We start from the raw sequence: 23,477 nt of genomic DNA on the forward strand, positions 1-23,477 counted from the left end.
ACGCGGCATGTCCCACGACACTCGCAAGACCGCGCTCAGCGTCGAGACCGTCTGGCACGAGCGCGGCCCGCGGCTGGAGAAGCCGCTGCTGGTCGGGACGGCCATAGCAGTCGTTCGCAATCCCTTCGCTGGTCACTATGAGCCTGATCTGATGCCGTTCCAGGCGTCCTTGCGTGAGCTCGGACGCGAGCTCGCATCCGGGCTGATCGCGCAGCTCGGCGGCGCCCAGCGCATCGAAGCCTATGGCAAGGGCATCATCGTCGGCGAGGACGGCGAGCTCGAGCACGGCGCCGTCTGGCACGAGGCCGGCGGCCACGGCATGCGCGAAGTGCTGGGACAGCCCAAGGCGATCGTGCCGGCGGCGAAGACCATCGGCGGCGCAGGCACGCGCCTGATGGTGCCGCTCGGTCACATCCATGCCGCCTATGTCCGCAGCCATTTCGGCACCGCCGAGATGACGCTGTGGGATGCACCACGGCGTGACGAGATCGCTTTCGGCCTCGTGATGGCGACCGGCGGCCGCCCCCACGCCCGCATCGGCGGCCTCAAGGCGTCGGAGATTTCCGTGCACGACGGGCAGCGCTGACGCGCCGCTCGTCTCCGCCTCACAGGAAACCGGTCGAGATCCACGGGATCGCCGCGACGATCAGCGTGCCGATCAGCAAGGCGACGATATAGCCGACGATCGGCTTGATGCCCTCGTCGGGACTGATGCGGCTGATGGCGCAGGCCGCGTAATAGCCGACGCCGAACGGCGGTGCGAACAGGCCGATGCCCATGGCGAGCACGACGACCATGGCGTAGTGCACCTCATGCACGCCGACCTGGCGGGCGATCGGAAACAGCAGCGGCCCGAACAGCACGATGGCCGGGATGCCCTCGAGCACGCTGCCGAGAATGACGAAGGCGAGGATGGTCACACCGAGGAAGACAGGTGTTCCGCCCGGCAGCGCCGTCATGAACTTTGCGAGCGAGGCCGAAAATCCCGATTGCGTCAGGGCCCACGCCATCCCGGTCGCGGCGCCGATGATCAGCAGGATCGCGCCGGATAGCGACGCGGTCTCCACCAGCATCGGATAGAGCCGGCGCCAGGAGAACTGACGATAGATCAGCAGTCCGGTGAGAACCGCGTAGACGATTCCGATCGTCGACACCTCGGTCGCGGTCGCGACGCCCTCGACCACCGCGGCGCGGATGACGAAGGGCAGTGCCATCGCCGGAATGGCGATGACGAAGGCGCGGCCGATCTCCCTCCACGTCGCCCGCTTCACATGCGACAGGTCCTCGCCCCGGTATCGCCACCACACCACGGTGCAGAGGCCGATGGCGAGCACGATGCCGGGCAGCAGGCCGCCGGTGAACAGGGCGGCGATCGACACCCCAGTGACCGAGCCGATGGTGATCAGCACCAGCGACGGCGGAATGGTCTCGGTCTGGGCGCCGGTTGCCGCGAGCAGCGCGACGAGATCGCCGGGCTTGGCGCCGCGCTTGGTCATCTCGGGAAACAACACGGGCGCCACGGCGGCCATGTCCGCCGCCTTCGAGCCCGAGATGCCCGAAACCAGATACATCGCTCCGATCAGCACGTAATGCAGACCGCCGCGCACGTGCCCGAGCAGGCTGGCGAGGAAGCCGACCATGGCGCGCGCCATGCCGGTCATTTCGATCAGCAGGCCGAGGAACACGAAGAGCGGCACCGCAAGCAGGATCAGATGGCTCATGCCTTCGTCCATGCGTCCGATGATGACGACATCGGGCGTGTTCGTCGTCAGCGCGAGATAGCCGACGGTCGCAAGTCCAAAGGCGAACGCGATCGGCACCGCCGCCAGCACCATGGCGCCGACGATGACCACGAAGAAGATCAGCAGGTTCAGGTTGCCGAGCGGCTTGAGCACCGGCGCGATGAGAACGAGCGCGGCGATGATGCCGGCGACGAGCGCGACGGCTGCGAGCAGGCTGCGCAAGCCCGAGATGCGGACGAGCCGCAGGACAGCCGCGATCAGCATCAATCCGATTCCGACGGGTAACGCCGCCGCCCGCCAGCTGTTGACGATCTCGAGCGCCGGCGTGGTGACGAACACCTCGTCGGCCGCGAATTCGTAAGCCGGGTGGATCACCAGCAGCAGGAACGCCAGTGATGCCGCGGCGGCAACGACGTCCAGGAATGCGCGTGCGTCGGGACTGAGCATGCCGATGATGGCCGTCATCCGCATGTGCTCACCGCGCTGGAACGCGATCACCGATCCCAGCATGGCGAGCCACAGGAACAAGATGCCGGCGAGCTCGTCCGCCCAGATGATCGGGGCGTGAAACACATATCGTCCGACGATGCCGGCCGACAGCACGACGATCTCGGCCAGCACCAGCAGTGCAGCCGGGATCGCAACCACATGACCAAGCGCCCTGTTGGCCCTGACGGCCCATAGGCGCACACCGGATTGAGGTGCCGCGACAGCGGCGCCTTCGTCGATGCTCGGCGTATGGTTGCGCGCCGTCATGACAGCTTGCCCGCCGCCTTCTCGAGTTGCGCCCAAGCCTCCTCGCCGAACTTGCCCTTCCAATCGGAGTAGAAGCTCGTCTTGGCGAGTGCCCGCCGGAACGCACCACGGTCGACTTCGATGAACTGCATGCCCTTGGCGGTGAGGTCCGCGCGCAGCGATTCGCTCAGCTTCGCGATATCGGCGCGCTCGTCTTTGGCCGAACGGTCGAACTCGCGCGTCACGATCGCCTGCACGTCCTTGGGCAGCTTCTCGAAGGCACGCTTGTTGCCGAGGATCCAGTAATTGTCCCAGACATGCCCGGTCAGGGAGCAGGTTTTCTGCACCTCGTAGAGCCGGGCGGTCGCGATGATCGGCAGGGGGTTTTCCTGACCGTCGACCACTTTGGTCTGGAGCGCGGAGTAGACCTCGTTGAAGTTGATCGGCGCGGGACCGGCCCCGAGCGCCTGGAACAGCGATGTCAGATTGGGGGCGGCCGGCACGCGCAGCTTGAAGTTCTTGAGGTCCTCGGGCGTCCTGATCTCGCGGCCGGACGAGGTGACGTGGCGGAAGCCGTTATCCCAGGGGCTCGATACCGCCATGATCGGCGTCCTCGCGATCTGCGCGCGGATGTAGGCGCCGAGCTCGCCATCCATCGCCTTCCAAACCGCATCATAGCTGGTGAAGAGAAAACCGAGATTGACGATGCCCGCGGCCGGGACCAGCGTCGCCAGGATCAGCGACGACAGGTTGAAGAACTCGACGCCACCGTTGCGGACCTGGGTGAGCAGGTCGGTATCGGAGCCGAGCTGGTTGGCCGGGAACAGATTGATCTCGAGCCGGCCGCTCGTTGCCTCGCGAATGCGGTCGGCAGCTTCCTTGGCGCGGATATTGACGGGATGCGTCGGATCCTGACCGGTCGCGAGCTTGTAGGTGAATTCGGCGGCCGAAGCGGGACGCGTGAGAATGGCGCACAACGGCACGGCCGCGCCGGCGAGGAGCAGCTTGCGACGGGTGAGGGTGATTGGTTTCCGCGGAATCATCTATTCCTCCTGTTGAGCTTGGATTGTTCTGCAGCGATGGCTTTCGCCACTGCCGTGGCTGCCGGCCGGCCCTCGGTGCACCGGCATTGGACAGCAGCTCTCCCTCTCCGCAGCAGCGCTGCGAAGCATGTTGGCCTGGTCGATGCTGAACGGTGGCTGCGGGCTAGCGCAGCCACTCCTTGATCTGCCGCGTCACTTCGGCGGTCGAGATGCCGTAGCGATCATGCAGCGTCGGCAGCGCGCCGGCGGCGAGAAACTCGTCCGGAAGTCCGATCTGGCGGAATGCCGGATGAACGCCCGAACGCATCAGGAGCGAGGCCACGGCCTCGCCGAGACCGCCGATCACGGTGTGGTTCTCGGCGACGACGACGAGGCGGCCGGGCCTGCCGGCCTCGTGCAGGATCGCCTCGGTGTCGAGCGGCTTGATCGTCGGCACGTGCAGGACAGCCGCGTTGACGCGGTCATCCGACAAGGCCTGCGCCGCCTCCAGCGCGCGCATGGTCATGATGCCCGAGGAGATGATGAGGACGTCGCCGCCATCGCGCAGCAGCGCGGCCTTGCCGAGCTCGAAGCGATAGTTGTACTCGTCGAGCACCAGCGGCACCTGTCCGCGCAGCAGCCGCATATAGACCGGTCCACGATGAGCAGCGACCGCCGGCACGATCTGCTCGATCTCATGCGCATCGCAGGGATCAATCACCGTCATGTTGGGCATCGCACGGAACAACGCGAGGTCCTCGGCCGCCTGATGGCTCGGTCCGTAGCCCGAGGTCAGGCCGGGCAGCGCGCAGGCGATCTTCACGTTGCGGTCTTCTTCCGCGATAGTCTGGTGGATGAAATCGTAGGCCCGGCGCGAGGCGAACACCGCATAGGTTGTCGCGAATGGCATGAAGCCTTCGGCCGCGAGTCCGGAGGCTGCGCCGAACAGGAGCTGCTCGGCCATGCCCATCTGGTAGTAACGATCGGGAAAGGCCTGCGCGAAGATGTGCAGGTCGGTGTATTTGCCGAGATCGGCGGTCATGCCGACCACGTCCTCGCGGCTGCGGGCGAGTTCGACGAGCGCGTGGCCGAAGGGAGTGGGCTTGGTGCGCTGCCCTTCCGCCGCGATCGAAGCGATCATCGCAGAGGTGGTCAGGCGCGGCTTGGCCGAAGAGCTCGATCCGGCGGATTTCATGGCTGCTCTCCCGCGTTCAGTTCAGACAGCGCGAGCTGCCATTCATGCGGCTCGACGCGGATGAAATGATTCTTCTCACGCTGCTCCAGGAAGGGAACGCCCTTGCCCATCAAGGTGTCGGCGACGATCATGCGGGGCTTCGGCTCGGCATGTGCCATCGCGGCATCGAAAGCACCCACCACGGCGGCGAGATCATTGCCATCGACGCGCTGCACGAACCAGCCGAACGCTTCGAGCTTGTCGACCAGCGGTTCGAAGCCGAGCATCTGCTTGGAGGGACCATCAGCCTGCTGATTATTGACGTCGACGATTGCGATCAGATTGTCGAGCTTGTGATGGGCCGCCGACATGATGGCCTCCCATTTGGAGCCCTCGTCGAGCTCGCCGTCCGAGAACAGCGTGTAGATGCGCGCCGCGGATTTCTTGCGCTTCAACCCGAGCGCCATTCCGACGGCGATGCCGAGCCCAAGGCCGAGCGAGCCGCCGGACATCTCCATGCCCGGCGTGTAAGAGGCCATGCCCGACATCGGCAGGCGGCTCTCGTCGAAGCCGTAGGTTTCCAGCTCCGCCTCGGGGATGATCCCGGCCTCGATCAGCGCCGCATAAAGTGCGATCGCATAATGTCCGTTCGAGAGCAGGAAGCGGTCGCGCCCCTCCCAGGCGGGATCTTCGGGCCGAAAGCGCATCGCGTGAAAATAGGCGACCGCCAGCACGTCGGCGATGTCGAGCGCCTGCGCAATATAGCCCTGGCCCTGAACCTCGCCCATGAGCAGGGCATTGCGGCGGATGTTGCGGGCGCGCTGTGCCAGCGTCAGCGCATTTGCGAGTGTCGGTGTTGCCATGTGTCTCCCCTCCTCGCTCAGTGGATCAGCATGCCGCCGTTGACGTCGATGACCGCGCCGGTGACGTAGGCCGACAGATCGGAGGCGAGGAAAGTGTAGATGCCGGCTACGTCGGCGGCCTCGCCCAGCCGTCCGAGCGGTATGCCCTCGAGGATCTTCGCCCGCATCTCGTCCGTGAGCTTGCCTGCGGTGATGTCGGTGCCGATCAGGCCGGGCGTCACGCAATTGACGCGGATGCCGTCGGGCCCGAACTCGCGCGCCATCGCCTTGGCGAGCCCGAGCACGCCGGCCTTGGCCGCCGAATAATGCGGCCCGCCGAAGATGCCGCCGCCGCGCTGGGCGGAGACGGAGGACATGCAGGCGATCGATCCGCTTCTGCGCTTCTGCATGTGCGGGATCACGGCCTGCGACAGGAACAGGATGCCCTTGAGGTTGACGTCCTGGATGCGGTCCCAATCTTCCGGCGTGATGTCGAGAAGCTTCACCGGCTGGGTCACGCCGGCGTTGTTGACGAGAATGTCGATCCGGCCGAACTTTCCGATGACCGCCTCGACGGCCTTGATACAGGCGTCCTTGTCAGTGACGTTGCAGGCGAGGCCGAGATGCGGCTGGCCATTGACCGGTTCGAGGTTGCGCGCTGCGTCTTCCGCCGCCGGACCATCGATGTCGAGAATGGCGACCCGGGCGCCTTCGGCGGCAAAGCGCCGGGCCGTGGCAAGGCCGATGCCCCGCGGCGAAGCCGCGCCGGTGATGATTGCAGTCTTGCCGCGAAGCAGCATCTGATCCTCCCTGAAGGCTGTGCCGAGGCTCCCGAGGGGCGCCATTGTTCTTGACCGGTTGATAATGCCCCTGCCCGCTTTCCGACAAACGCGCTGTTGTCTTGCATGGGTGAATTTGGTTCACTCGTCGGATGCTGCTATCCAGCATCCCGATATCCGCTGTCCGCGCTTTCGAGGCGGCTGCGCGCACCGGCTCGTTCCGCGATGCGGCGAACGAGCTTCATCTGACGCCGAGCGCGGTGAGCCACGCTATTCGCAAGCTCGAAAGCGCGATGGGCACGATATTGTTCGAACGCAGTGCCCGCGCGGTCCGCCTGACGCCAGCGGGCGAGAACCTGATGCGCCATGCCGGCGCCGCTTTCGATAATTTGCGCCGCGGCATCGAGGAGGTCGCCGGCCGCGGCCCGCAATTGCTGAGGGTGCACTGCGCACCGAGCTTTGCCGCCCAGTGGCTCGCTCCGCGCCTCGCCCGCTTCATGGCCGCCGAACCCAAGCTCGAGGTACGCCTCGCCGCCAACACCGAATATGCCCGGTTCAGCAACGACGATTTCGACATCGACATCGTGTATGGACAGCCGAGAGCCGAGGGGGTCGAAGTCATTCCGCTCGGCGAAGAGACCGTGACGCCGCTCTGTACGCCCGCACTGGCGAAGAAAATCCGCAAGCCGAAGGACCTGTTCGATCAGGTCCTGATCCGCTCGGAAGTGAAGCAGGTGCAGTGGCATCAATGGTTCACCGCCAACGGGCTCGAAGCGCCGGCGATTCACGGCATGCGCTTCGATCGCAGCTTCCTGGCGATCGCAATGGCGTCGAGCGGCCTCGGCGTGACGCTGGAATCAACCCGGCTGGCCGAACAGGAAATCGCGACCAGGCGATTGGTCGCCCCCCTCGCCGGACGCTCGGTCGATATCCGCTATGTTGGCCATCATCTCGTCTTTCCGCGTGCAAGCCGGCAGCGGCGGCCCGTCCGCGTTTTCGCCGCGTGGATCACGCGTGAGATTGGAGCCGACGGCTCCCTTTGACCGGCGCTTGATACTGTGCATCGGTGGCAGACGCGCAGGCAGGACCGGTCAGCCCTTCGAGACGACCGCGCGTCCGTAAGGCGGCTGTGCCTGGACCGGCGGATTGGCGGTTTGGGCGGCGAGTTCGCCGATCAGTCGGTCGGCATCGGCGGCCATGCCGTCGGGGGCCTGGATCACCAGGCGTTCCAGCGCCCAGCGGTAGGATGAGATGCGCTGCTCCAGGCATTGCTGCACCCACTGGATGATCAGTGAGTTCTCCTGCATGCGCGCGACCGCGTCGTCCCTCTCCCTCGGCGATAGCGCAGAGACGCGCGCCATGCTGGCATTGCGTTTCCTGTCGAGATCGATGACGCGGATCGCGCTGGCAAAGAACGGCTCGAAGCGGGTGATGTCGTTGCGGACGTCCTCGATCAGCTGCGCATAGCGCGAGGAATGCGAGCGGTGCGGCTCGTCGATCAGCGTGCGGCCGTACATGGTACGGTCGAACACGATCTTCTGCCGCCAGGGCGAGGGCAGCGGCTTGTAGTCGCCGAACACGCTCTTCCAGGCGGGCCGAGACAAGGGCGGCTCGATCATGGGATAAGCGAGGTCGCGCAGCTGGCGCTCTTCGTCGGTGAGCTGGAATTGCGAGGGCGTCACGCCGACGCTGGAGGTGACCTCCGCGCCCAGCCAGCGGTGCATGTCGTCGCTGCGCATGTCGGCGCGGGTGCGGCCGAAATCACCGCCGCTGCACGCGCCGAGAGTCGCGGCGAGCAGCGCGAGCAGGACGGCCGACAGCACAGGCCGGATCTGGCGGATGGAGTCCGGCATCGCATGAAACCGGATGTCAGCGACGGCGGCGACGGCGCCCCGGCGCTGCGCCCTGCTCCGGCCCGCGATCGCCGCTGGTTTCGTCCGCCTCACGCTCGATGCGGATCACGGGAAGGATCAGGACCGTTCCCATGTCCACGCGCGGAGCGACATCCCCCGACGAGCCCACCCGGCGACCGGCCGGAAATTCGATGATGGTCCCCATGCCAGCTCTCTTCAATTGCCGCGCGACCGAACGCGCCCCTGCAACATGCATGCATTAAGATCAGCTCATGGTTAACGGGGTGTAAACGCGTCCCGTGGACCGTAACCGCACGGACGGGCCGCGCCGTCCCGTTGCGGCACGACAACGCCTCAAATTGCAGGGCCGGCTTCACGCCTCGTTTTCCTTAACGAGGCTTTAAAAGAACTTGCGCTAGGCTCGCCCCAAGTATCTTTCCCGAGTTGCGTACGCCTCCATGACCAAGTCGCTGTTTCCCGGATTCGACGGGCTGATGACCCTGTCCCGTCGCGAAGGTGTCGATGTCCGTCCGACGCTGCTGCGCGTGCTGACCGACCTTTATGTCCAGACCAGCACCCACAGCGATGACGAGCAGCGGCAGTTCGTCGAGCTTGCCACGCGGCTGATCGACCAGGTCGACGATGCGACGCGCGCGGCCGTCAAGGCGCGGCTCGCGGTCTATCCGCAGACGCCCGTCCCGATCCTGCAGAAGCTCGGGCTGGTCGCGACCCAGGAAGGCCGCAGGATTCCATTGGCGCGGGAGATTCCCGCTCCGCCCCACGCACCCGCTGCGGCGCGCGCGCCGAGCGAGGCCGAGCAGCGCATGGCCTCGAACATGGCGATGCAGCCGAAGGAGGCCGCCGAGATCCACGACATGTTCTTCCGCGCCGGCGCCTCCGAGCGCGCGCTGATCCTGCATAATCTGGCGCAGACCCCGCTGAAGGCCGCTCCCCGCATTCCGACCGCGCGCGCCAAGCGCGCGATCCAGATCCTGGAGATGGCGGCGATCGCGGGTGACGCCGAGAACTTCACCTTCGAGCTCGGCGACAGCCTGATCCTGCCCTCGCGCGTCGCAGCCCAGATCGTCGACGATGCCGGCGGCGAGGCGCTCGCGGTTGCCGCGCGCGCGCTCGACATGCCGAGCCCGGTCTTCCAGCGCATCCTGCTGTTCTTCAAGCCCGAGATCGGCACGTCCGTGAACGCCGTGTACCGGCTGTCGCGGCTCTACGACCGCCTCGGCGACCGCTCGGCGCTGGTGATGGTGGCGGCCTGGCGCGGCTCGACGCTCGCGGTGACGCGGGCGAAGTATCAACCGTCACTGCATGACGGCGAACGCCAGCGGGCGCGCGCGGGCGCGAACCAGACGCGGCCTGGCGTACAGCCGGGCTCCAGTCCGACGGTGCGCACCGGGACCGGCGGATCGTCGGATCGCTGATTTGCTCGCGCCGCCTCAGCAGGTGGCGACGCTGAGCGTTAGGCACGAAACGACTTCCAATCTCGTCATTGCGAGCGCAGCGAAGCAATCCAGAGTCCCTCCTCGGAAAGATTCTGGATTGCTTCGCTGCGCTCGCAATGACGTTGTGGCGACAGCTACGTCTTCGCCAATTCCAGAAAATGCCGGCCCGCGCGATCCTCGGTCTCGACGATCCACGCGTCGGGATCGAAGCGGATCTCCTTGGTCAGCCGCTCCTCGATCGTGTGCTCCGGCAGAGGCTGCGGCGCGACCGGCACGAAGAGGCGATCGATGGGCCGACCCTCGTCATAGACGGTCTGCGGCGCCGGCGCATACAGCATCGCATTGCCGTCGAGCAGCGACACCTTCACGAACACCGCGCCCGCCTCCTCGGCACCACGACGCCGCACGGCACCGAACACGCCCTCGGTCTGGCAGCGGCGCAGGTAAGCCGCCACCCAAATGTTGGATTTCAAACGCATGAATCCGACGATAGGCCAGCGCGAGGTCTCACGCCAGCCTCAGCTCGTGCGGCTATTCGACGGGATGGCCGATCGCAGCGGCGAGCTCGCGCAGCAGCCGATCGGACACCTGCCCGGTGACCTGCATCTTGTGCTCGCGCTCGAACTTCTGGATCGCGGACTGGGTCTCGCCGCTCATGGCGCCGGTGATCTTCAAATTGCCGTAGCCATATTCGGACAGCGCGCGCTGCACGCCGGCGATACGTCGCGCGGCGGGGCTTTGCGCCGGAATCGGCGCGGGCGGACGCAAGGCCGCGGGCGGCGTCGCGGTCGTGGCCTTGACGAGATTGGTCATCGGATCGTTCGAACGCGTCGAGGCCGTCGCCTCGACGGGTTTTTCGGGCGCCTTCTCGGCGGCACGCTCGACAGGCTTCGGCTCGACGCGAAACTCCGTCGCCCTCGGCTCGAGCGGCGAGGTATCGGCGCCGACGGGGCGCGGACGCGGCATGGGATTGGACAGCGGCACCGAGGACGGCGCGGGAAGATTGATCACCGTGCCGAACATCGGCGCGGGGTGCCGGCCGGTCTGGAGGAACAGCGCATTGGCAACGATCGCAGTGATCGCGGCGACGGCGACGAGGCCGGCCAGCGTATCCTTGGGGCTGTGCAGCAGCACGCGCATCACGAGATTGCGCTCGGTGTCGACGTCAACGACCGCGGTCTTGGCGCCGCGGCGGCGCGGAGCGGCTTCGTCCTTCGCAGACTTCTTAGGCACTTTTCTTCACCAGAGCGGGTTGGTCCTGAGACTGGTCGAGAGTTTGGTCTTGAAGGTCCTGGCGCAACGCCGGCGTCAGCATCGCGATCTTGCTCGCGTTCGCCTTGTCATCGACCAGCCTGTCTTGCGGCGGCGTGTAGACGAGCGGAAGCTTGACGGTGACGGCGGTGCCCTCGCCCAACCTGCTTTGTACCGTCAATTCGCCGAGATGCAACGCCACGAGGCTCTTGACGATCGAAAGTCCGAGGCCGGTGCCTTCGTGACGGCGCTGATAGGTCTTGCCGGCCTGGAAGAACGGCGCGCCGATGCGCTTGAGGTCGTCAGGTGCGATGCCGACGCCGGTGTCGCTGATGCGCAGCGTCAGCTGCGAACCAGACACGCCGGCTGATACGCAGACCTGACCGCCGCGCTCGGTGAACTTGATGGCGTTGGCGACGAGGTTGAGCACGATCTGCTTGAAGGCCCTGGGATCGCCGGTCATGACGGGCAGGTCCTGCGGCGCGTCGGTGATCAGGTCGATGCCGTTCTCCCGCGCCTTCAGCGCCAGCAGATTGCAGCAATGGAGCAGCGAGGCGCGCGGCGCGAACGGCTCCGACGAAATCTCGAAATTGCCCGATTCCATCTTCGACATGTCCAGGATGCCGTTGACGACCGAGAGCAGATGCTGGCCGGAATCGTTGATGAGCTGGGCGTATTCCTTGCGCTGGGCCGCACCCAGCATCAGGATCTGCTCCTGCGCGATCATCTCGGAGAAGCCGATGATGGCATTGAGCGGCGTGCGCAGCTCGTGGCTCATGGTGGCGAGGAAACGCGTCTTGGCGGCATCGGCCGCTTCGGCGGCGCTGCGCGCCTGATCCAGCGCCTGCTCGGAAAGCTTGCGGTCGGTGACGTCGCGCATCACGGCGACGACTTCGGCTTCGCGCGTGGACCCACGATCAGTATCCCGGCGGCCCAGATCCTGATCGAGCGGGCGGCAGCGCATCTCGACCCAGATGAAATCGACCTGACCGCGCTCGGAACCGACAGGCTCGCGCCGCAGCCGGAACTCGACGCTGCGCATGTCGCCGCGCGCCGCGTCGGACAGTGCCGTGAGATAGGCCGGCCGATCTGCGACGTGGACGCGGTCGAACAGGCCGTGGCCGAGCAATTGCGCCACTTGCATGCCGAGCATGGTCTCCACGGCCGGCGAGATGAACTGCACCGCGCCATTGCGCTGATGCCGCGAGATCACGTCGCTCATGTTGCGCGCCAGCAGGCGGTAACGCTCCTCTTCGCGCGACAAGAGCGCGACGCTGGTGCGCGCGAGCGATTCCGCGCCGAAGGCGAGGCCTGCGGCATAGAGGGTCGCGGACGTGACGCCGAAGGCCATCAGCACGCCGCGCTCGGCCGCGCTCGGCTCCTGCACCGGCAACCAACCGAGCTGGCTGATCAGGATCAGAATCCCGGCGCAGGACAACGCGAGCAGCGAGGCGAACGCCGCGACGCGGCGCGAGGCCGACAGCGCAGCTTCGAGGGGAACCACGACCAGCCAGACCGCGGCGAATGATTCGATGCCGCCCGTCGTGACCGCGACCGCCATGATCATTCCGGCGAGCGCCAGCGACGATAGCACGTGCGCGCCCTCGTAACGGCCGGTGCGCGACAGGAACCAGGACAACATGATTGGCGCGATCAGCCAGGCAAAGGCCGCAACCTCGATCGCGCTCGGCGCGCCACGCATGGCGAGATAGACAGGGAATGCGGCAAAAGCTGCCAGACTGCCCAGCAGCCGCGGTGCCATGAAGGCGCGATGGCGCGCTCGCATCAGCGCATCGTAGCGCGCGGAGGGATGCAGCAGTGCATCGAGACAATCGCGGATGATACTCAAAACTGTCACGGGTCTCGCGCTTCGGCTCAATCGTCTTTGGAAGACGCGCCGGAACGCCTCCTTGTCGTTGAGCCACCGTGTCAGAGCGACCTTAAACGAGTGCTAAGGCGGCGCCGCATGCGGCCGGACACCGCGTTATCGCGGAGCTTTTTAGACGATTTGGCGACGTCTTCGCTACGGATGGTGAACACAGGGTTTCATCGTCGTCCGCATGGTTTCGAATTGGTGGACGCGTTGCGGCCAGCAAAATCACGGGCGCGGGCATCAATCGAAAATTTACGAGACCGCCGCTTCCAAAGAATTTTGCGTCAATTTTCCGCGAATTAAGCTCAAGGCAATCACTTGCGATTTATCGAGGGTTGCTAGGTCCGGCATCCGCGGAGATCGCCGCGGGCGGATTCTAACGGACAGGTCGATAAGATGCGCTTTCTGCTTCGCATCACATTCTGGCTCGGGCTGGTGCTGGTGCTCCTGCCGCGGGACAAGACGCCCGAATCGGAGAAGCTGCCGCAGATCGGCGCCGCCGACGCGGTGCAGGCTGCGACTGCGGCCGTCTCCGACATGACCCAGTTCTGCAAGCGCCAGCCGGCGGCCTGCGAGGTCGGTGGCCAGGCCGCGACCATCATCGGCCAGCGAGCCCAGGACGGCGCGAAGAAGCTCTACCAGATCATCAACGACAAGAAAGAGCAGATCACCAACGACAAGAACGACGGCAACAAGAACGACAACAAGAAGGCCCCCGACCACACCGGCTCGATCGCGATGGCCGGCGAGGGTGACGCTGCCGCAAACGAGGCGCCGCGCGATACCCTGACCCAGGACGACCTCGCGCTGGAATGGCGCGGGCCAGGTCCAGCGAATTAACGCCCAAACCCTATCGATTTCACGTCCTCGCGTCCCTATATTGGCCTTAACGGGAACTGTGGGCCAAGATGACGACGATCGACGAAATCAGGGATAATTTCGAGCTTCTGGACGAGTGGGACGACCGCTACCGGTATGTCATCGAGCTCGGCCGTACCCTGGAACCGATGCCCGAGGCGGAACACTCCGCCGCGAACAAGGTGCAGGGCTGCGTCAGCCAGGTCTGGCTGCAGAAGCTGATAGATCGCAGCAATGGCGCGCCGATCCTGAAATATCGCGGCGACAGCGACGCCCATATTGTTCGCGGGCTGGTCGCGATCGTCCTTGCGCTGTATTCGGGCCGCACGCCGCAGGAGATCCTCGATACGGACGCCATCGCCGTGTTCAATGAGTTCGGTTTTCGCGATCATCTGACGCCGCAGCGCTCCAACGGCCTGCGCTCGATGGTCGAGCGCATCAAGACCGACGCGAAAGAAGCGCTCGCGGAAGCTTATTGACAATCCTCGTGGTGAGGAGGCGCGTCAGCGCCGTCTCGAACCATGAAGCCCCGCCCTTCGCCCGCAGCCATCCTTCGAGACGCTTGCTTCGCGGTCTCCTTCCGGATGAGGGCGGAGTGCGTTGCAAGCTGCAGCAGCTTTACTTCCGCTTCCGCTGCTGCTGCCCCAAGCCCATCTGCTTGGCCAGCTGCGAGCGCGCCACCGCATAGTTCGGCGCGACCATGGGATAGTCGGCCGGCAAGCCCCACTTCTCGCGGTATTGCTCCGGCGTCATGTTGTACTGCGTGCGCAGATGGCGCTTCAGCGACTTGAAGCGCTTGCCGTCTTCCAGACAGACCAGATAGTCGGGCGCGATCGACTTCTTCAGCGAGACGGCCGGCTTGGCAGGCTCGAGCGGTAGGGTCTCGGTGCGGCCTGAGGAGACCCGCACCAGGGCCCCATGCACCTGGCTGATCAGGTTCGGAATCTCAGCCGCCGGCGTCGGATTGTTGCTGAGATAGGCCGACACGATGCTCGCGGTCAGCTCGATGAAATTCTTCGCCCCCGCGTCCGACATGCGCCCATTCCTTCTCCCGCTTAAGTCTCACGGGATTGACGACATCACAGTATTCCGTGTCAAGAATACATTCGGCTGAAATAGGACAACTGACGACGGTGCGTTGATTACTGATGAACGGCGCCGCTTTACTTGCAAGCGTGACCTCAACCGCGCTGGTCAAGATGCGCGCGGAGCTCGTCGATCGAGGCAAAGCGCATCATGCCTTCCGGCATCTGTGCCTCGATCGAGCCGTCGGAATAGAGCGAATAGGCCATGCCGTCGACGACGCCGGATTTGAGTACGGTCACGGGTGTCGGCTCGGCAGGTGGTGGCGGCTCGGGTGCAGGCGGTGGGACGGCCTCCGCAAAGGTCGGCGGGGAGCGCGGCGGCGGACGGCGCGGGGCGGCCGGTGGCTCCGGCGAGCGCATCCGGTCCGGCTTCGGCCAGGCAACGTCAAAGCTCGCAGGCGGAAGGTCCGGGGCCTCACGGGGCTCCGCAGGCGGCTGCGGCGGCGCACCTTCAGTGGTCTTCGCCTCCGCGCGCTCGCGCTCCTTGCGGGAGGTCGAGGCGAACAGCAGGTTGCGGCGGCGGGGCGCCTCTGGAGCGGCGGGCGGCGTAGGAGCTTCCGGCTCCTGCGCTCCCTCGACGCGCGGACGCTCGCGCGCAGCAGCTTCGCTCTGCCAGGGCGGCGGACCTGCGGACGGCGGTGGCGCCGGCTCGATTCTCGCCGCCGCGGTGGGCACCGGTTCGGGCGCAACCGCGCCAGGCACGGCGAGGCCCGGCAGCACGGGCCTCACCCGAACCTCGGACGGGGCGACCACGCCCGCCAGCCGGCGAGCGACGCTCTTGAGCTCAAGCAGCACCAGATGCAGGCCGACCAGTAACATTCCGGAGCAGACGCCAATGGTGCCGGAGATTATGAGAGTCCCACCGAGGCTGAATTCCCTGATCGTCAGGCCGAAAATGATCGCAAGGAGACCCGCCAGGACGGCGCAAATCCCCACGATCAACAATGCCAAATTCATCGAACTCACCCCCGGCCGCGCAGCCGCCGCTGGGCCACGATACCGCCATACGATGTTCCTCGCCAACGGCCAATTCTAGGCAGTGTTCCTAAAGGGAAGGAAATCAGGGACTTATTCACGTTCCCTTCAGCTCCGGCTCGCTACTGCTGGGCTGCTCTCAAGTAACCGGAATTGCTGCGTCGCATCAGGAATTTAGCCATAATGCCCAATTACTTGGTAATGGAACTGCGCTATACGGAGTCCGGGGAGCAGGCCCGCGCGCACCAGCAGGGCCAAAAGGGGATTCCGGGGCACCGATAGCCATGACATCCATCACGACTTCGGCGATCGACGCGCCTCAGCGGCGCTCGGTCGAACGAACCTGCGACGATCTCGCCATGCTGGTGCTGGCCGCGGTCGCCGTCATTGCGGGCTTGACCTTCCGGGACTACGGGCTGGGTTGGGACGACTACACACACGCGGAATACGCCGACCTGCTGCTGCGCATGTTCGGTTCCGGGTTCAGGGACACGGCGGCGCTCTCCTTCGCCAACCTCTACATGTATGGCGGCGGCTTCGACATGATCGCGGCCCTGCTCCACAAGGTCATTCCGCTCGAGCTGTTCGAGACCCGCCGTCTGGTCGGCGCCATCGTCGGCGTGATCGGGCTTGCCGTGACCTGGCGGCTCGGCCGCCGCATCGGCGGACCACTCGCAGGCCTCGCGGCACTGCTCCTGCTCGCGCTCTGCCCGATCTTCTACGGCCACATGTTCATGAACCCGAAGGATGCACCCTTCGCGGTGGCCATGATCATCCTGATGCTCGGCCTCGTCCGGCTCGCAGAGGAATATCCGCAGCCGTCGCCGCGCACGGTCCTGATCGTCGGCCTGGGTGCCGGCCTTTCGCTGGGCTGCCGTGTTCTCGGCGGGCTCGCACTGGTCTACGCCGTGCTCGGCTTCATGCCGCTGTTCCTGGAGGAATTGCGCACCGAAGGTTTGCGCGAGTCGGTCCGCCGCTTCGCCCATGTCGTCTATGTGCTGCTGCCCGGCCTCACGCTCGGCTACCTCGTGATGGGCCTGATCTGGCCGTGGTCGATCATGGAACCCGGCAATCCCTTCGAGGCGCTGACCTACTTCTCGCATTTCTTCGAGAAGCCGTGGAAGGAGATGTTCGACGGCGCGATCGTGTCGGTGCCCGACATGCCCTGGTCCTATCTGCCGACGCTGTTCGCGCTGCAGCTGCCCGAAGTGATGCTGGTGCTGATGGGCGGCGCCGTGGTCGGCACCTTTGCGCTGCTGCCGCGGAACGACGTTCCGGCGCGCCGCAAGACCATTCTCCTGATGCTGACGCTGGCTGCGACCCTGCCGCTCGCGATCGCGATGGTGAAGCGCCCGGCCCTGTACAACGGCATCCGCCATTTCGTCTTCGTGATCCCGCCGATGGCGGTGCTAGGCGGTGTCGCCTTCGCCTGGGCCATGGAGCGCCTGCGCGCCAATCACCGCATCTGGCAGCCGGTCCTGCTCGGCACCTTCTGCTTTGGCCTTGCGCTGTCGCTCGCCGAGATGATCCGCCTGCACCCCTATCAGTACACGCACTTCAATCACATCGCGGGAACCGTGCGCGGCGCCGACGACCGCTTCATGCTGGACTATTGGGGTCTCGCCCTGAAGCAGGCCTCCGACGAACTGCGCGAGCAGCTGGTCGAGCGCCAGGAAGTGCCGCCTGCAAACCGCAAATGGAAGGTCGCGGTGTGTGGTCCGCAGCGCCCGGCCCAGGTCGCGCTTGGGCCCGACTTCACCATCGGCTGGGATTCCAACGCAGCCGATTTCGCCATGACGCTCGGCGAATTCTACTGCAAGGGTCTCACCGCGCCCGTCATGGTCGAGATCAAGCGCGACGACGTGGTATTCGCCCGCGTCTACGACATCCGCGGCCGCAGCATTTCCAGCCTGCTGTCGATCCCGGCGCCGTAATAATTTTCTCCTGTACGTAGCCCGGACGGAGTGCAAGCGAAATCCGGGCGCTTCCGCCTTCGCTCTTCGAGCTACGGTGAAAGCTCCATGCGGGCTACGCGCGACAGCCACGCTCTTCGCGCCTTGCCCCCAGCCCCGCCCAAGACTACGGTCGCTTCCTGCAACAACGATGTTCGGAGAAAATTGCCATGTCGCCAGCGGAAGCGCGCCTGAGGGAAGTGCCGTCGAACATGACGGAGGCGGAGTGGCAGCAACGGGTCAATCTCGCCGCCTGCTATCGCCTGGTCGCGCTGTACGGCTGGGACGATCTGGTCGACACCCACATCTCCGCGCGCGTCCCCGGTCCCGATCATCACTTCCTGATCAATCCTTACGGATTGATGTTCGAGGAAATCACGGCCTCCAGCCTCGTCAAGGTCGATCTGCACGGCAACCAGCTGTCCGAGAGCGAATACAGCATCAACCCGGCCGGCTTCACCATCCATTCGGCGATCCACGAAGTGCGCGAGGACGCGATCTGCGTGCTGCATCTCCACACGCTCGACGGCACTGCGGTGTCGAGCAGCGCGGAAGGCCTGTTGCCGCTGAACCAGACCGCGCAGCTCGTCACCCACGACCTCGCCTATCACGACTATGAAGGCATCGCGCTCGATCACGACGAGCGGCCGCGGCTGCAGAAGGATCTCGGCAACCACAACCACATGCTGCTGCGCAATCACGGCACGCTGACGGTCGGCCGCTCGGTCGCCTCCGCCTTCGAGCGCATGTATCATCTCGAGCGCGCCTGCTCGATGCAGGTGCGGACGCGTGCGCTGGGCACGCCGGTCTATCCGGTCGAGGAGATCGCGATCGAGAAGAACACCGAGCTCTTGTCCAATCGCGACCGCGCCGAGCTGCGCGCCACCACCCTGGTGTGGCCGCCCTTGCTGCGCAAGCTCGACCGCGAGCTTCCGGGCTACCGGTCTTGAGATTTTCGCGATTTCGTGTAGGGTAGTTTTCGAACGACCTCTGCACGTTTTGGAATGAAACGCCGCCTAATTCCGGGCGGCGTTTTTATTTGTTCATCACGCCCGTCATTCCGGGGCGCGCTACGCGGTCACTTCACCTCCGCCAGCGCGGCGAGGATGCGGGCCCAGGAGCGGATGCCTTTCTGGAAGCTCCGCAGGTCGTATTTCTCGTTTGGTGAGTGGATGTTGTCGTCGTCGAGGCCAAAGCCCACCAGCAGCGAGTCGAGGCCGAGCGTGCGCTTGAAGTCGGCGACGATCGGGATCGAGGCGCCCGATCCCATCAGCACGGTCTCCTTGCCCCACTCGTCGGCCAGCGCCTTGCTGGCGGCAGCGAGCGGCTTCATGGTCCAGTCGAGCGCAACTGCGGGCGCGGCGGAATGGTCGCCGAACTCGACCTTGCAGTCGCCGGGAATGCGCGCCGTCACGTAATCACGGAAAGCCTTGCGGATCTTTTGCGGGTCCTGGCCCTGCACCAGACGGAACGAGACCTTGGCCGAGGCATGCGAGGGAATCACCGTCTTGGAGCCTTCGCCGATGTAGCCGCCCCAGATGCCGTTGACGTCGCAGGTCGGACGCGTCGAGGCCTGCTCGACCAGGAGCCTGCCCTTCTCGCCAGCCGGCAGCGACAGCCCGACCGGCTTGAGGAAGGTCTCGGGCGTGAAATCAAGCTTCTTCCACTGCTCCAGGATGTCGGGCGGCGTATCCTTCACCCCGTCATAGAAGCCGGGGATGGTGATGCGGTTGTCGTCGTCGAACAGGCCGCCCAGAATTTTAGTGAGCAGACGGATCGGGTTCATCGCGGTGCCGCCGAACACACCGGAATGCAAATCGCGATTGGCGGCGGTGATCTTCAGCTCTTCATAGAGCAGGCCGCGCAGCGAGGTCGTGATCGCCGGCGTGGTGGGATTCCACATGCCGGTGTCGCAGACCAGCACGTAGTCGGCCTTGAACTCGTCCTTGTTGGCCTCGATGAAGGGCACGAAATTCTTCGAGCCGACCTCCTCCTCGCCTTCGATCAGGAAGGTGATGTCGATCGGCAGTGAGCCCGTCACCTTCTTCCAGGCGCGGCAGGCTTCGACGAAGGTCATCACCTGACCCTTGTCGTCCTCGGCGCCGCGCGCGACGATGATCTTGCGGCCATCGGCATGATCGGTGACGACGGGCTCGAACGGCGGACGGTGCCAGAGATCGAGCGGGTCGACCGGCTGCACGTCGTAATGGCCGTAGAACAGCACGTGCGGCCGTCCGCCCGCGCCGGTCTTGCCGACGACGGCCGGATGGCCTGCGGTCGGCCTCACCTCGGTGGCAACACCGAGACTGGCGATGTCCTTGGCGAGATGCTCGGCCGCGGCCTTACAATCATCCGCAAAGGCCGGATCGGCCGAGATCGACTTGATCCGCAACAACGAGAACAGGCGCTCCAGGCTGTTGTCGAAATCCTTGTCGATGTGGTCGAGCACGGATTGGAGCTGCGCATTGGCCATGATTGCGAATCCAAGTTGTTGGGCTCAAGAGGTCCCGGGTTTTAGCGCCGGCGCGGCCTCGGGACTAGCCGCAAGCGGCGGATGCCTGATGTGCCAGGCGAGGCACCCTGCGAGGACCGCGGTCGCAGCGAGGTTGTTGCCCCAAGCCTGGAAGGCGATCGGAAACCACGGCAATGACAGCAGCATGAGGATGCCGGCGGCACCCAGGGCGAGCCAGGTTCCCAGGCGCACCTGCGCTCGCTCGTCGAATGCGGCGCGATGCATCAACACCGTCACCGGGAAGTACAGCCACATGAAATAGTATTGCCGGGCCAAGGGCGAGGCTACCGTCATGAGGCAGAACAAGATGCCGAGCTCCTCGGCATCCGAGCGCGCCGTCCGCCGCGCTTGCCGCGGCATGATCGCAACGAAGCCGAGCCCGAGCAGCGCCGACAGCGCAAGCACGATCCAGTTCGCCGTTCTGTAGTCGACGTCGATCACGTTCATGGTGCGCGGCGGCTTGTTGGGATCGTCCTGATTGTAGTTGATCGGCCGGACCAGGCGATGCGTGACGGCAATGAGGGACTGGTTGACCCACGACCAGTTCTGCTCGCGACGCTGGCCAAAGCCCTTTTCCGAGCTGGTCCCGACCATGCCCTGGTACCAGGTCGCCAGCTCGGCCGCGTTGCGTTCGAAGCCGCGGATCGGTGCCGGCACGACATAGAGAAGAATGCCGGTGAAGACGATCGTGCTGACCAGGGCCGCCCATTTGCGCCGCCAGGCCAGATAGGGCAGCACGGCGATCGGGAACACCTTAATGGCGGCGGCGAGCGCGAACATGAAGCCGGCCAGCCACGATCGCTGATGCCGCAAGCTCCAGAAGCCGTAGAGCATCATCGCCAGCAGGAGAAGGTTCGGCTGGCCGAGGTCGAACATGTCGAACACGAAGGTCACGGTGACGGCGACCGGCAGCGCCTCGAGCCAACGACCCGGCGCGCGGTCCGAGCCGGTCATGACCTGGGAGAACGCCGCGGTGTACCACCACGCCACGGCGTTCAAGATCGACAGGACGACATAGAGCGGGATCTTGCCGAACCAGCTCGGGATCGCCAACAGGATTGCCGGCAGCGGTGGATAGATGAAATCGAAATGCTCGACGGCTGTGGCAGGATACAGCGGCCCACCCTCCAGGACCTGCTGTCCGGCCCAGTACCAGAGCGAGTAGTCCTTGGTCTTGCCGTGCCCTAAAATCTCGGGGACGAGCACGTCGGCGGTCAGGAGGACGCAGCAGAACAGAAAAAGCAGATCCAGCGGCGCACCCAGCGACGGGCGTCTGGCTGCGTCAGGCTTGCCTAATTGGGCGGGCGGGTTCACGGTGTGGTCCTGAACGGCGACGACACAGGACCTAGCAGACCGGCGAAGGCTTGCAGAGCCCCTCACCTGAAATTGTGCGCCGTGGTAGCTCGGACGAGCAAATATCAGGCGACGGTCAAAGTCCTAGAGCTTCATGACCGGATACGGCGACTGCCTCAAACCAGGCGCTCTGCCTATCGCCGCAGCAATCCGCCGAGCGCGCCGCGGACCAGGGTGCGGCCGATCGAGCCGCCGAGCTGGCCGCCAATCGACTTGCCGACATTGGCGGCCAGTCCGCCGATCACCTGATTGGTGACCGATCGCGTCACGTCTCGCGCAATGACCTGGCCGGTCGACAGACGGCCCCGCTTGACGTTGGTACCGAAGATGGTGCCGACGATCGAGCCGATCTGGCCCAGGATGCCGCCGCCTCCGCCGGCCGGAGCGTCCGCCGTGGCCGCCGTGGCGGCGATGCGTTTCTGAATCATCTCGTAGGCGGACTCGGAATCGACGGCGGTGTCATATTTGCCCTTCACCGGGCTTGCAGCCATGATCGCCTTGCGCTCGTCCGGCGTGATCGGTCCGATGCGCGCCGACGGCGGCCGGATCATCACCCGCTCCACCATCGAAGGCGTGCCGTTGCCCTCGAGGAAGGACACCAGCGCCTCGCCCTTGCCGAGCTCCATGATCACCTTCGCGGTGTCGAGCTTCGGGTTGGGCCGGAAGGTCTGCGCCGCAGCGGCGACCGCCTTCTGGTCGCGCGGGGTGAAGGCGCGCAGCGCGTGCTGCACCCGGTTGCCCAATTGTCCGAGCACGCGGTCGGGCACGTCGATCGGGTTTTGCGTCACGAAATAGACGCCGACACCCTTGGATCGGATCAAACGCACCACCTGCTCGATCTTGTCCATCAGCGCCTTGGGCGCGTCGTTGAACAACAGATGCGCTTCGTCGAAGAAGAACACGAGCTTCGGCTTGGGCAGATCGCCAGCTTCGGGCAGCTCCTCGAACAGCTCCGACAACATCCACAGCAGGAACGTCGCATAAAGCCTGGGGCTCTGGAGCAGCTTGTCGGCGACCAGGATGTTGACCATGCCGCGTCCGTCGCGGTCGGTCTTCATGAAGTCCTTCAGCGTCAGCGCCGGCTCGCCGAAGAATTTGGTGCCGCCCTGGTTCTCCAGCACCAGAAGCTGGCGCTGGATGGTGCCGACGGTCGCTTTGGTGACGTTGCCGAAGCCCTGAGCGGCCTTGCGGATGGCGGCGAGCGGATCCTCTTCCGCATCCGCCCCCTTCTTTCCGCTGTCGGGCACGATGGCATCGAGCAGCGCCCGCAAGTCCTTCATGTCGATCAAAGTCAGGCCGTTGTCGTCGGCGACGCGGAAGGCGACGTTGAGCACGCCTTCCTGCACATCGTTCAGGTCCAGCATGCGCGCGAGCAGAAGCGGCCCCATTTCCGTGACGGTGGCGCGCACCGGGTGGCCCTGCTCGCCGAATACGTCCCAGAACACCGTCGAGAACTGATCGGGCTGGAATGACAGCCCCATTTCGGTGGCGCGCTTGACGATGAAATCCTTGGGTTCGCCGACCTGGCAGATGCCGGAGAGATCGCCCTTGATGTCGGCTGCGAAGACCGGAACACCGGCGCGCGCAAATCCTTCTGCCATCACTTGCAGCGATACGGTCTTACCGGTTCCAGTTGCACCCGTGACGAGGCCGTGGCGATTGGCGAGCGCCAGCGTCAGCCAAGCCTGCTCGTCTCCCTTGCCGACAAAGATCTTCTCGTCGGTATCGCCGAGCTTGCTGTCCTGTGCGGTCATTATTCTCTCTGATCTCTCTGCCGAGTTTCCCGTATTGAAACTCAAATGCACCAGTTCCGTAGTTTAACGCATCTCGTGCACCGATTGAAACCGTTCAACGCGCCCAAGCATGCGACATTGTCGGACGAGAACGATCGACATAAGCCGAAAGTGGGAACGAGCCGTTCGCAACGCGGCAAATTATCGCCGATTCGTCCTCGGCTCTTGCACGACTGCAACACCTTTCGCGCGTTCGAAGCTGAATCGCGGCGGCGCGTGCG

Annotated in this window: 22 protein-coding genes; 7 read left to right on the forward strand and 15 right to left on the reverse strand. The window is 65.2% G+C overall.

Annotation, left to right across the window (positions count from 1 at the left end):
• Window positions 1–7 precede the first annotated feature (7 nt).
• Window positions 8–586, forward strand: a complete 579-nt coding sequence (locus tag BRAD3257_RS25460) for an amino acid synthesis family protein (protein WP_122404138.1) — start codon at window positions 8–10, stop codon at window positions 584–586.
• A 19-nt stretch (window positions 587–605) separates the two neighbouring features.
• On the opposite strand, the gene BRAD3257_RS25465 is transcribed toward BRAD3257_RS25460, so the two are convergent.
• The 5 genes from BRAD3257_RS25465 to BRAD3257_RS25485 form a co-directional block, all read right to left on the reverse strand.
• The gene (locus tag BRAD3257_RS25465; protein ID WP_122404139.1) at window positions 606–2,498 is read right to left on the reverse strand and encodes a TRAP transporter large permease; all 1,893 of its coding nucleotides are present in this window, start codon (window positions 2,496–2,498) and stop codon (window positions 606–608) included.
• The gene (locus BRAD3257_RS25470) at window positions 2,495–3,520 is read right to left on the reverse strand and encodes a TRAP transporter substrate-binding protein (protein ID WP_122404140.1); all 1,026 of its coding nucleotides are present in this window, start codon (window positions 3,518–3,520) and stop codon (window positions 2,495–2,497) included. The genes BRAD3257_RS25465 and BRAD3257_RS25470 overlap by 4 nt, the downstream gene beginning before the upstream one ends.
• A 163-nt stretch (window positions 3,521–3,683) precedes the next feature.
• Entirely contained in the window at window positions 3,684–4,694 is a 1,011-nt protein-coding gene (locus BRAD3257_RS25475) for a transketolase family protein (protein WP_122404141.1), read from the reverse strand.
• Window positions 4,691–5,536 carry a transketolase gene (locus BRAD3257_RS25480; RefSeq protein ID WP_122404142.1) on the reverse strand — a complete coding sequence of 282 codons (846 nt, stop codon included), beginning with the start codon at window positions 5,534–5,536 and terminating at the stop codon, window positions 4,691–4,693. Before BRAD3257_RS25480 ends, BRAD3257_RS25475 begins: the two co-directional genes overlap by 4 nt.
• A 17-nt stretch (window positions 5,537–5,553) precedes the next feature.
• Complete coding sequence (locus BRAD3257_RS25485) at window positions 5,554–6,315, reverse strand: SDR family NAD(P)-dependent oxidoreductase (protein ID WP_122406755.1); 762 nt, start codon at window positions 6,313–6,315, stop codon at window positions 5,554–5,556.
• A 134-nt stretch (window positions 6,316–6,449) separates the two neighbouring features.
• On the opposite strand from BRAD3257_RS25485, the gene BRAD3257_RS25490 reads away from it, so the two are divergent.
• Window positions 6,450–7,337, forward strand: a complete 888-nt coding sequence (locus tag BRAD3257_RS25490; RefSeq protein WP_122406756.1) for a LysR substrate-binding domain-containing protein — start codon at window positions 6,450–6,452, stop codon at window positions 7,335–7,337.
• A 48-nt stretch (window positions 7,338–7,385) separates the two neighbouring features.
• On the opposite strand, the gene BRAD3257_RS25495 is transcribed toward BRAD3257_RS25490, so the two are convergent.
• Window positions 7,386–8,147: a hypothetical protein gene (locus BRAD3257_RS25495; protein WP_122404143.1), complete on the reverse strand. Its 762-nt coding sequence runs from the start codon at window positions 8,145–8,147 to the stop codon at window positions 7,386–7,388.
• Window positions 8,148–8,163: 16 nt separating this feature from the next.
• Window positions 8,164–8,352 (reverse strand): hypothetical protein, encoded by a 189-nt coding sequence (locus BRAD3257_RS25500; RefSeq protein WP_122404144.1) that lies wholly within the window; start codon window positions 8,350–8,352, stop codon window positions 8,164–8,166.
• A gap of 253 nt (window positions 8,353–8,605) precedes the next feature.
• Here BRAD3257_RS25500 and BRAD3257_RS25505 point away from each other — a divergent pair, with 253 nt between their 5' ends.
• Window positions 8,606–9,583 carry a DUF2336 domain-containing protein gene (locus tag BRAD3257_RS25505; protein ID WP_122404145.1) on the forward strand — a complete coding sequence of 326 codons (978 nt, stop codon included), beginning with the start codon at window positions 8,606–8,608 and terminating at the stop codon, window positions 9,581–9,583.
• 155 nt (window positions 9,584–9,738) lie between these two features.
• Here the strand turns inward: BRAD3257_RS25505 and BRAD3257_RS25510 are convergent, their stop codons facing one another.
• The 3 genes from BRAD3257_RS25510 to BRAD3257_RS25520 are packed head-to-tail and all read right to left on the reverse strand — an operon-like array spanning window position 9,739 to window position 12,713.
• Window positions 9,739–10,083 carry a DUF1491 family protein gene (locus BRAD3257_RS25510; RefSeq protein WP_122404146.1) on the reverse strand — a complete coding sequence of 115 codons (345 nt, stop codon included), beginning with the start codon at window positions 10,081–10,083 and terminating at the stop codon, window positions 9,739–9,741.
• A 52-nt stretch (window positions 10,084–10,135) separates the two neighbouring features.
• Complete coding sequence (locus tag BRAD3257_RS25515) at window positions 10,136–10,837, reverse strand: peptidoglycan-binding domain-containing protein (RefSeq protein ID WP_122404147.1); 702 nt, start codon at window positions 10,835–10,837, stop codon at window positions 10,136–10,138.
• The gene (locus BRAD3257_RS25520; RefSeq protein WP_162500361.1) at window positions 10,830–12,713 is read right to left on the reverse strand and encodes a PAS domain-containing sensor histidine kinase; all 1,884 of its coding nucleotides are present in this window, start codon (window positions 12,711–12,713) and stop codon (window positions 10,830–10,832) included. Before BRAD3257_RS25520 ends, BRAD3257_RS25515 begins: the two co-directional genes overlap by 8 nt.
• A 411-nt stretch (window positions 12,714–13,124) precedes the next feature.
• On the opposite strand from BRAD3257_RS25520, the gene BRAD3257_RS25525 reads away from it, so the two are divergent.
• Complete coding sequence (locus BRAD3257_RS25525; RefSeq protein ID WP_122404149.1) at window positions 13,125–13,568, forward strand: DUF5330 domain-containing protein; 444 nt, start codon at window positions 13,125–13,127, stop codon at window positions 13,566–13,568.
• A gap of 68 nt (window positions 13,569–13,636) precedes the next feature.
• The gene (locus BRAD3257_RS25530; RefSeq protein ID WP_122404150.1) at window positions 13,637–14,065 is read left to right on the forward strand and encodes a SufE family protein; all 429 of its coding nucleotides are present in this window, start codon (window positions 13,637–13,639) and stop codon (window positions 14,063–14,065) included.
• Window positions 14,066–14,204: 139 nt separating this feature from the next.
• Here the strand turns inward: BRAD3257_RS25530 and BRAD3257_RS25535 are convergent, their stop codons facing one another.
• Both BRAD3257_RS25535 and BRAD3257_RS25540 read right to left on the reverse strand, forming a co-directional pair.
• The gene (locus BRAD3257_RS25535) at window positions 14,205–14,621 is read right to left on the reverse strand and encodes a Ros/MucR family transcriptional regulator (RefSeq protein ID WP_122404151.1); all 417 of its coding nucleotides are present in this window, start codon (window positions 14,619–14,621) and stop codon (window positions 14,205–14,207) included.
• A 146-nt stretch (window positions 14,622–14,767) separates the two neighbouring features.
• Window positions 14,768–15,628 (reverse strand): DUF308 domain-containing protein, encoded by an 861-nt coding sequence (locus tag BRAD3257_RS25540; RefSeq protein WP_122404152.1) that lies wholly within the window; start codon window positions 15,626–15,628, stop codon window positions 14,768–14,770.
• 302 nt (window positions 15,629–15,930) lie between these two features.
• On the opposite strand from BRAD3257_RS25540, the gene BRAD3257_RS25545 reads away from it, so the two are divergent.
• Together BRAD3257_RS25545 and BRAD3257_RS25550 are read left to right on the forward strand one after the other, a co-directional pair.
• Window positions 15,931–17,580: a glycosyltransferase family 39 protein gene (locus BRAD3257_RS25545; RefSeq protein ID WP_122404153.1), complete on the forward strand. Its 1,650-nt coding sequence runs from the start codon at window positions 15,931–15,933 to the stop codon at window positions 17,578–17,580.
• A 188-nt stretch (window positions 17,581–17,768) separates the two neighbouring features.
• Window positions 17,769–18,548 carry a class II aldolase/adducin family protein gene (locus tag BRAD3257_RS25550; RefSeq protein ID WP_122404154.1) on the forward strand — a complete coding sequence of 260 codons (780 nt, stop codon included), beginning with the start codon at window positions 17,769–17,771 and terminating at the stop codon, window positions 18,546–18,548.
• 128 nt (window positions 18,549–18,676) lie between these two features.
• Here the strand turns inward: BRAD3257_RS25550 and BRAD3257_RS25555 are convergent, their stop codons facing one another.
• The 3 genes from BRAD3257_RS25555 to BRAD3257_RS25565 form a co-directional block, all read right to left on the reverse strand.
• On the reverse strand, window positions 18,677–20,071 hold the full coding sequence (locus BRAD3257_RS25555; protein ID WP_122404155.1) for a M20/M25/M40 family metallo-hydrolase: 1,395 nt from the start codon (window positions 20,069–20,071) through the stop codon (window positions 18,677–18,679).
• A gap of 24 nt (window positions 20,072–20,095) precedes the next feature.
• Window positions 20,096–21,424 carry a glycosyltransferase family 87 protein gene (locus tag BRAD3257_RS25560; protein WP_162500362.1) on the reverse strand — a complete coding sequence of 443 codons (1,329 nt, stop codon included), beginning with the start codon at window positions 21,422–21,424 and terminating at the stop codon, window positions 20,096–20,098.
• A gap of 173 nt (window positions 21,425–21,597) precedes the next feature.
• Window positions 21,598–23,217, reverse strand: a complete 1,620-nt coding sequence (locus BRAD3257_RS25565; RefSeq protein ID WP_122404157.1) for a helicase HerA-like domain-containing protein — start codon at window positions 23,215–23,217, stop codon at window positions 21,598–21,600.
• Window positions 23,218–23,477 lie beyond the last annotated feature (260 nt).

This window comes from Bradyrhizobium vignae (assembly GCF_900324035.1).
In the GTDB taxonomy this organism is placed as follows: Bacteria; Pseudomonadota; Alphaproteobacteria; order Rhizobiales; family Xanthobacteraceae; genus Bradyrhizobium; species Bradyrhizobium vignae.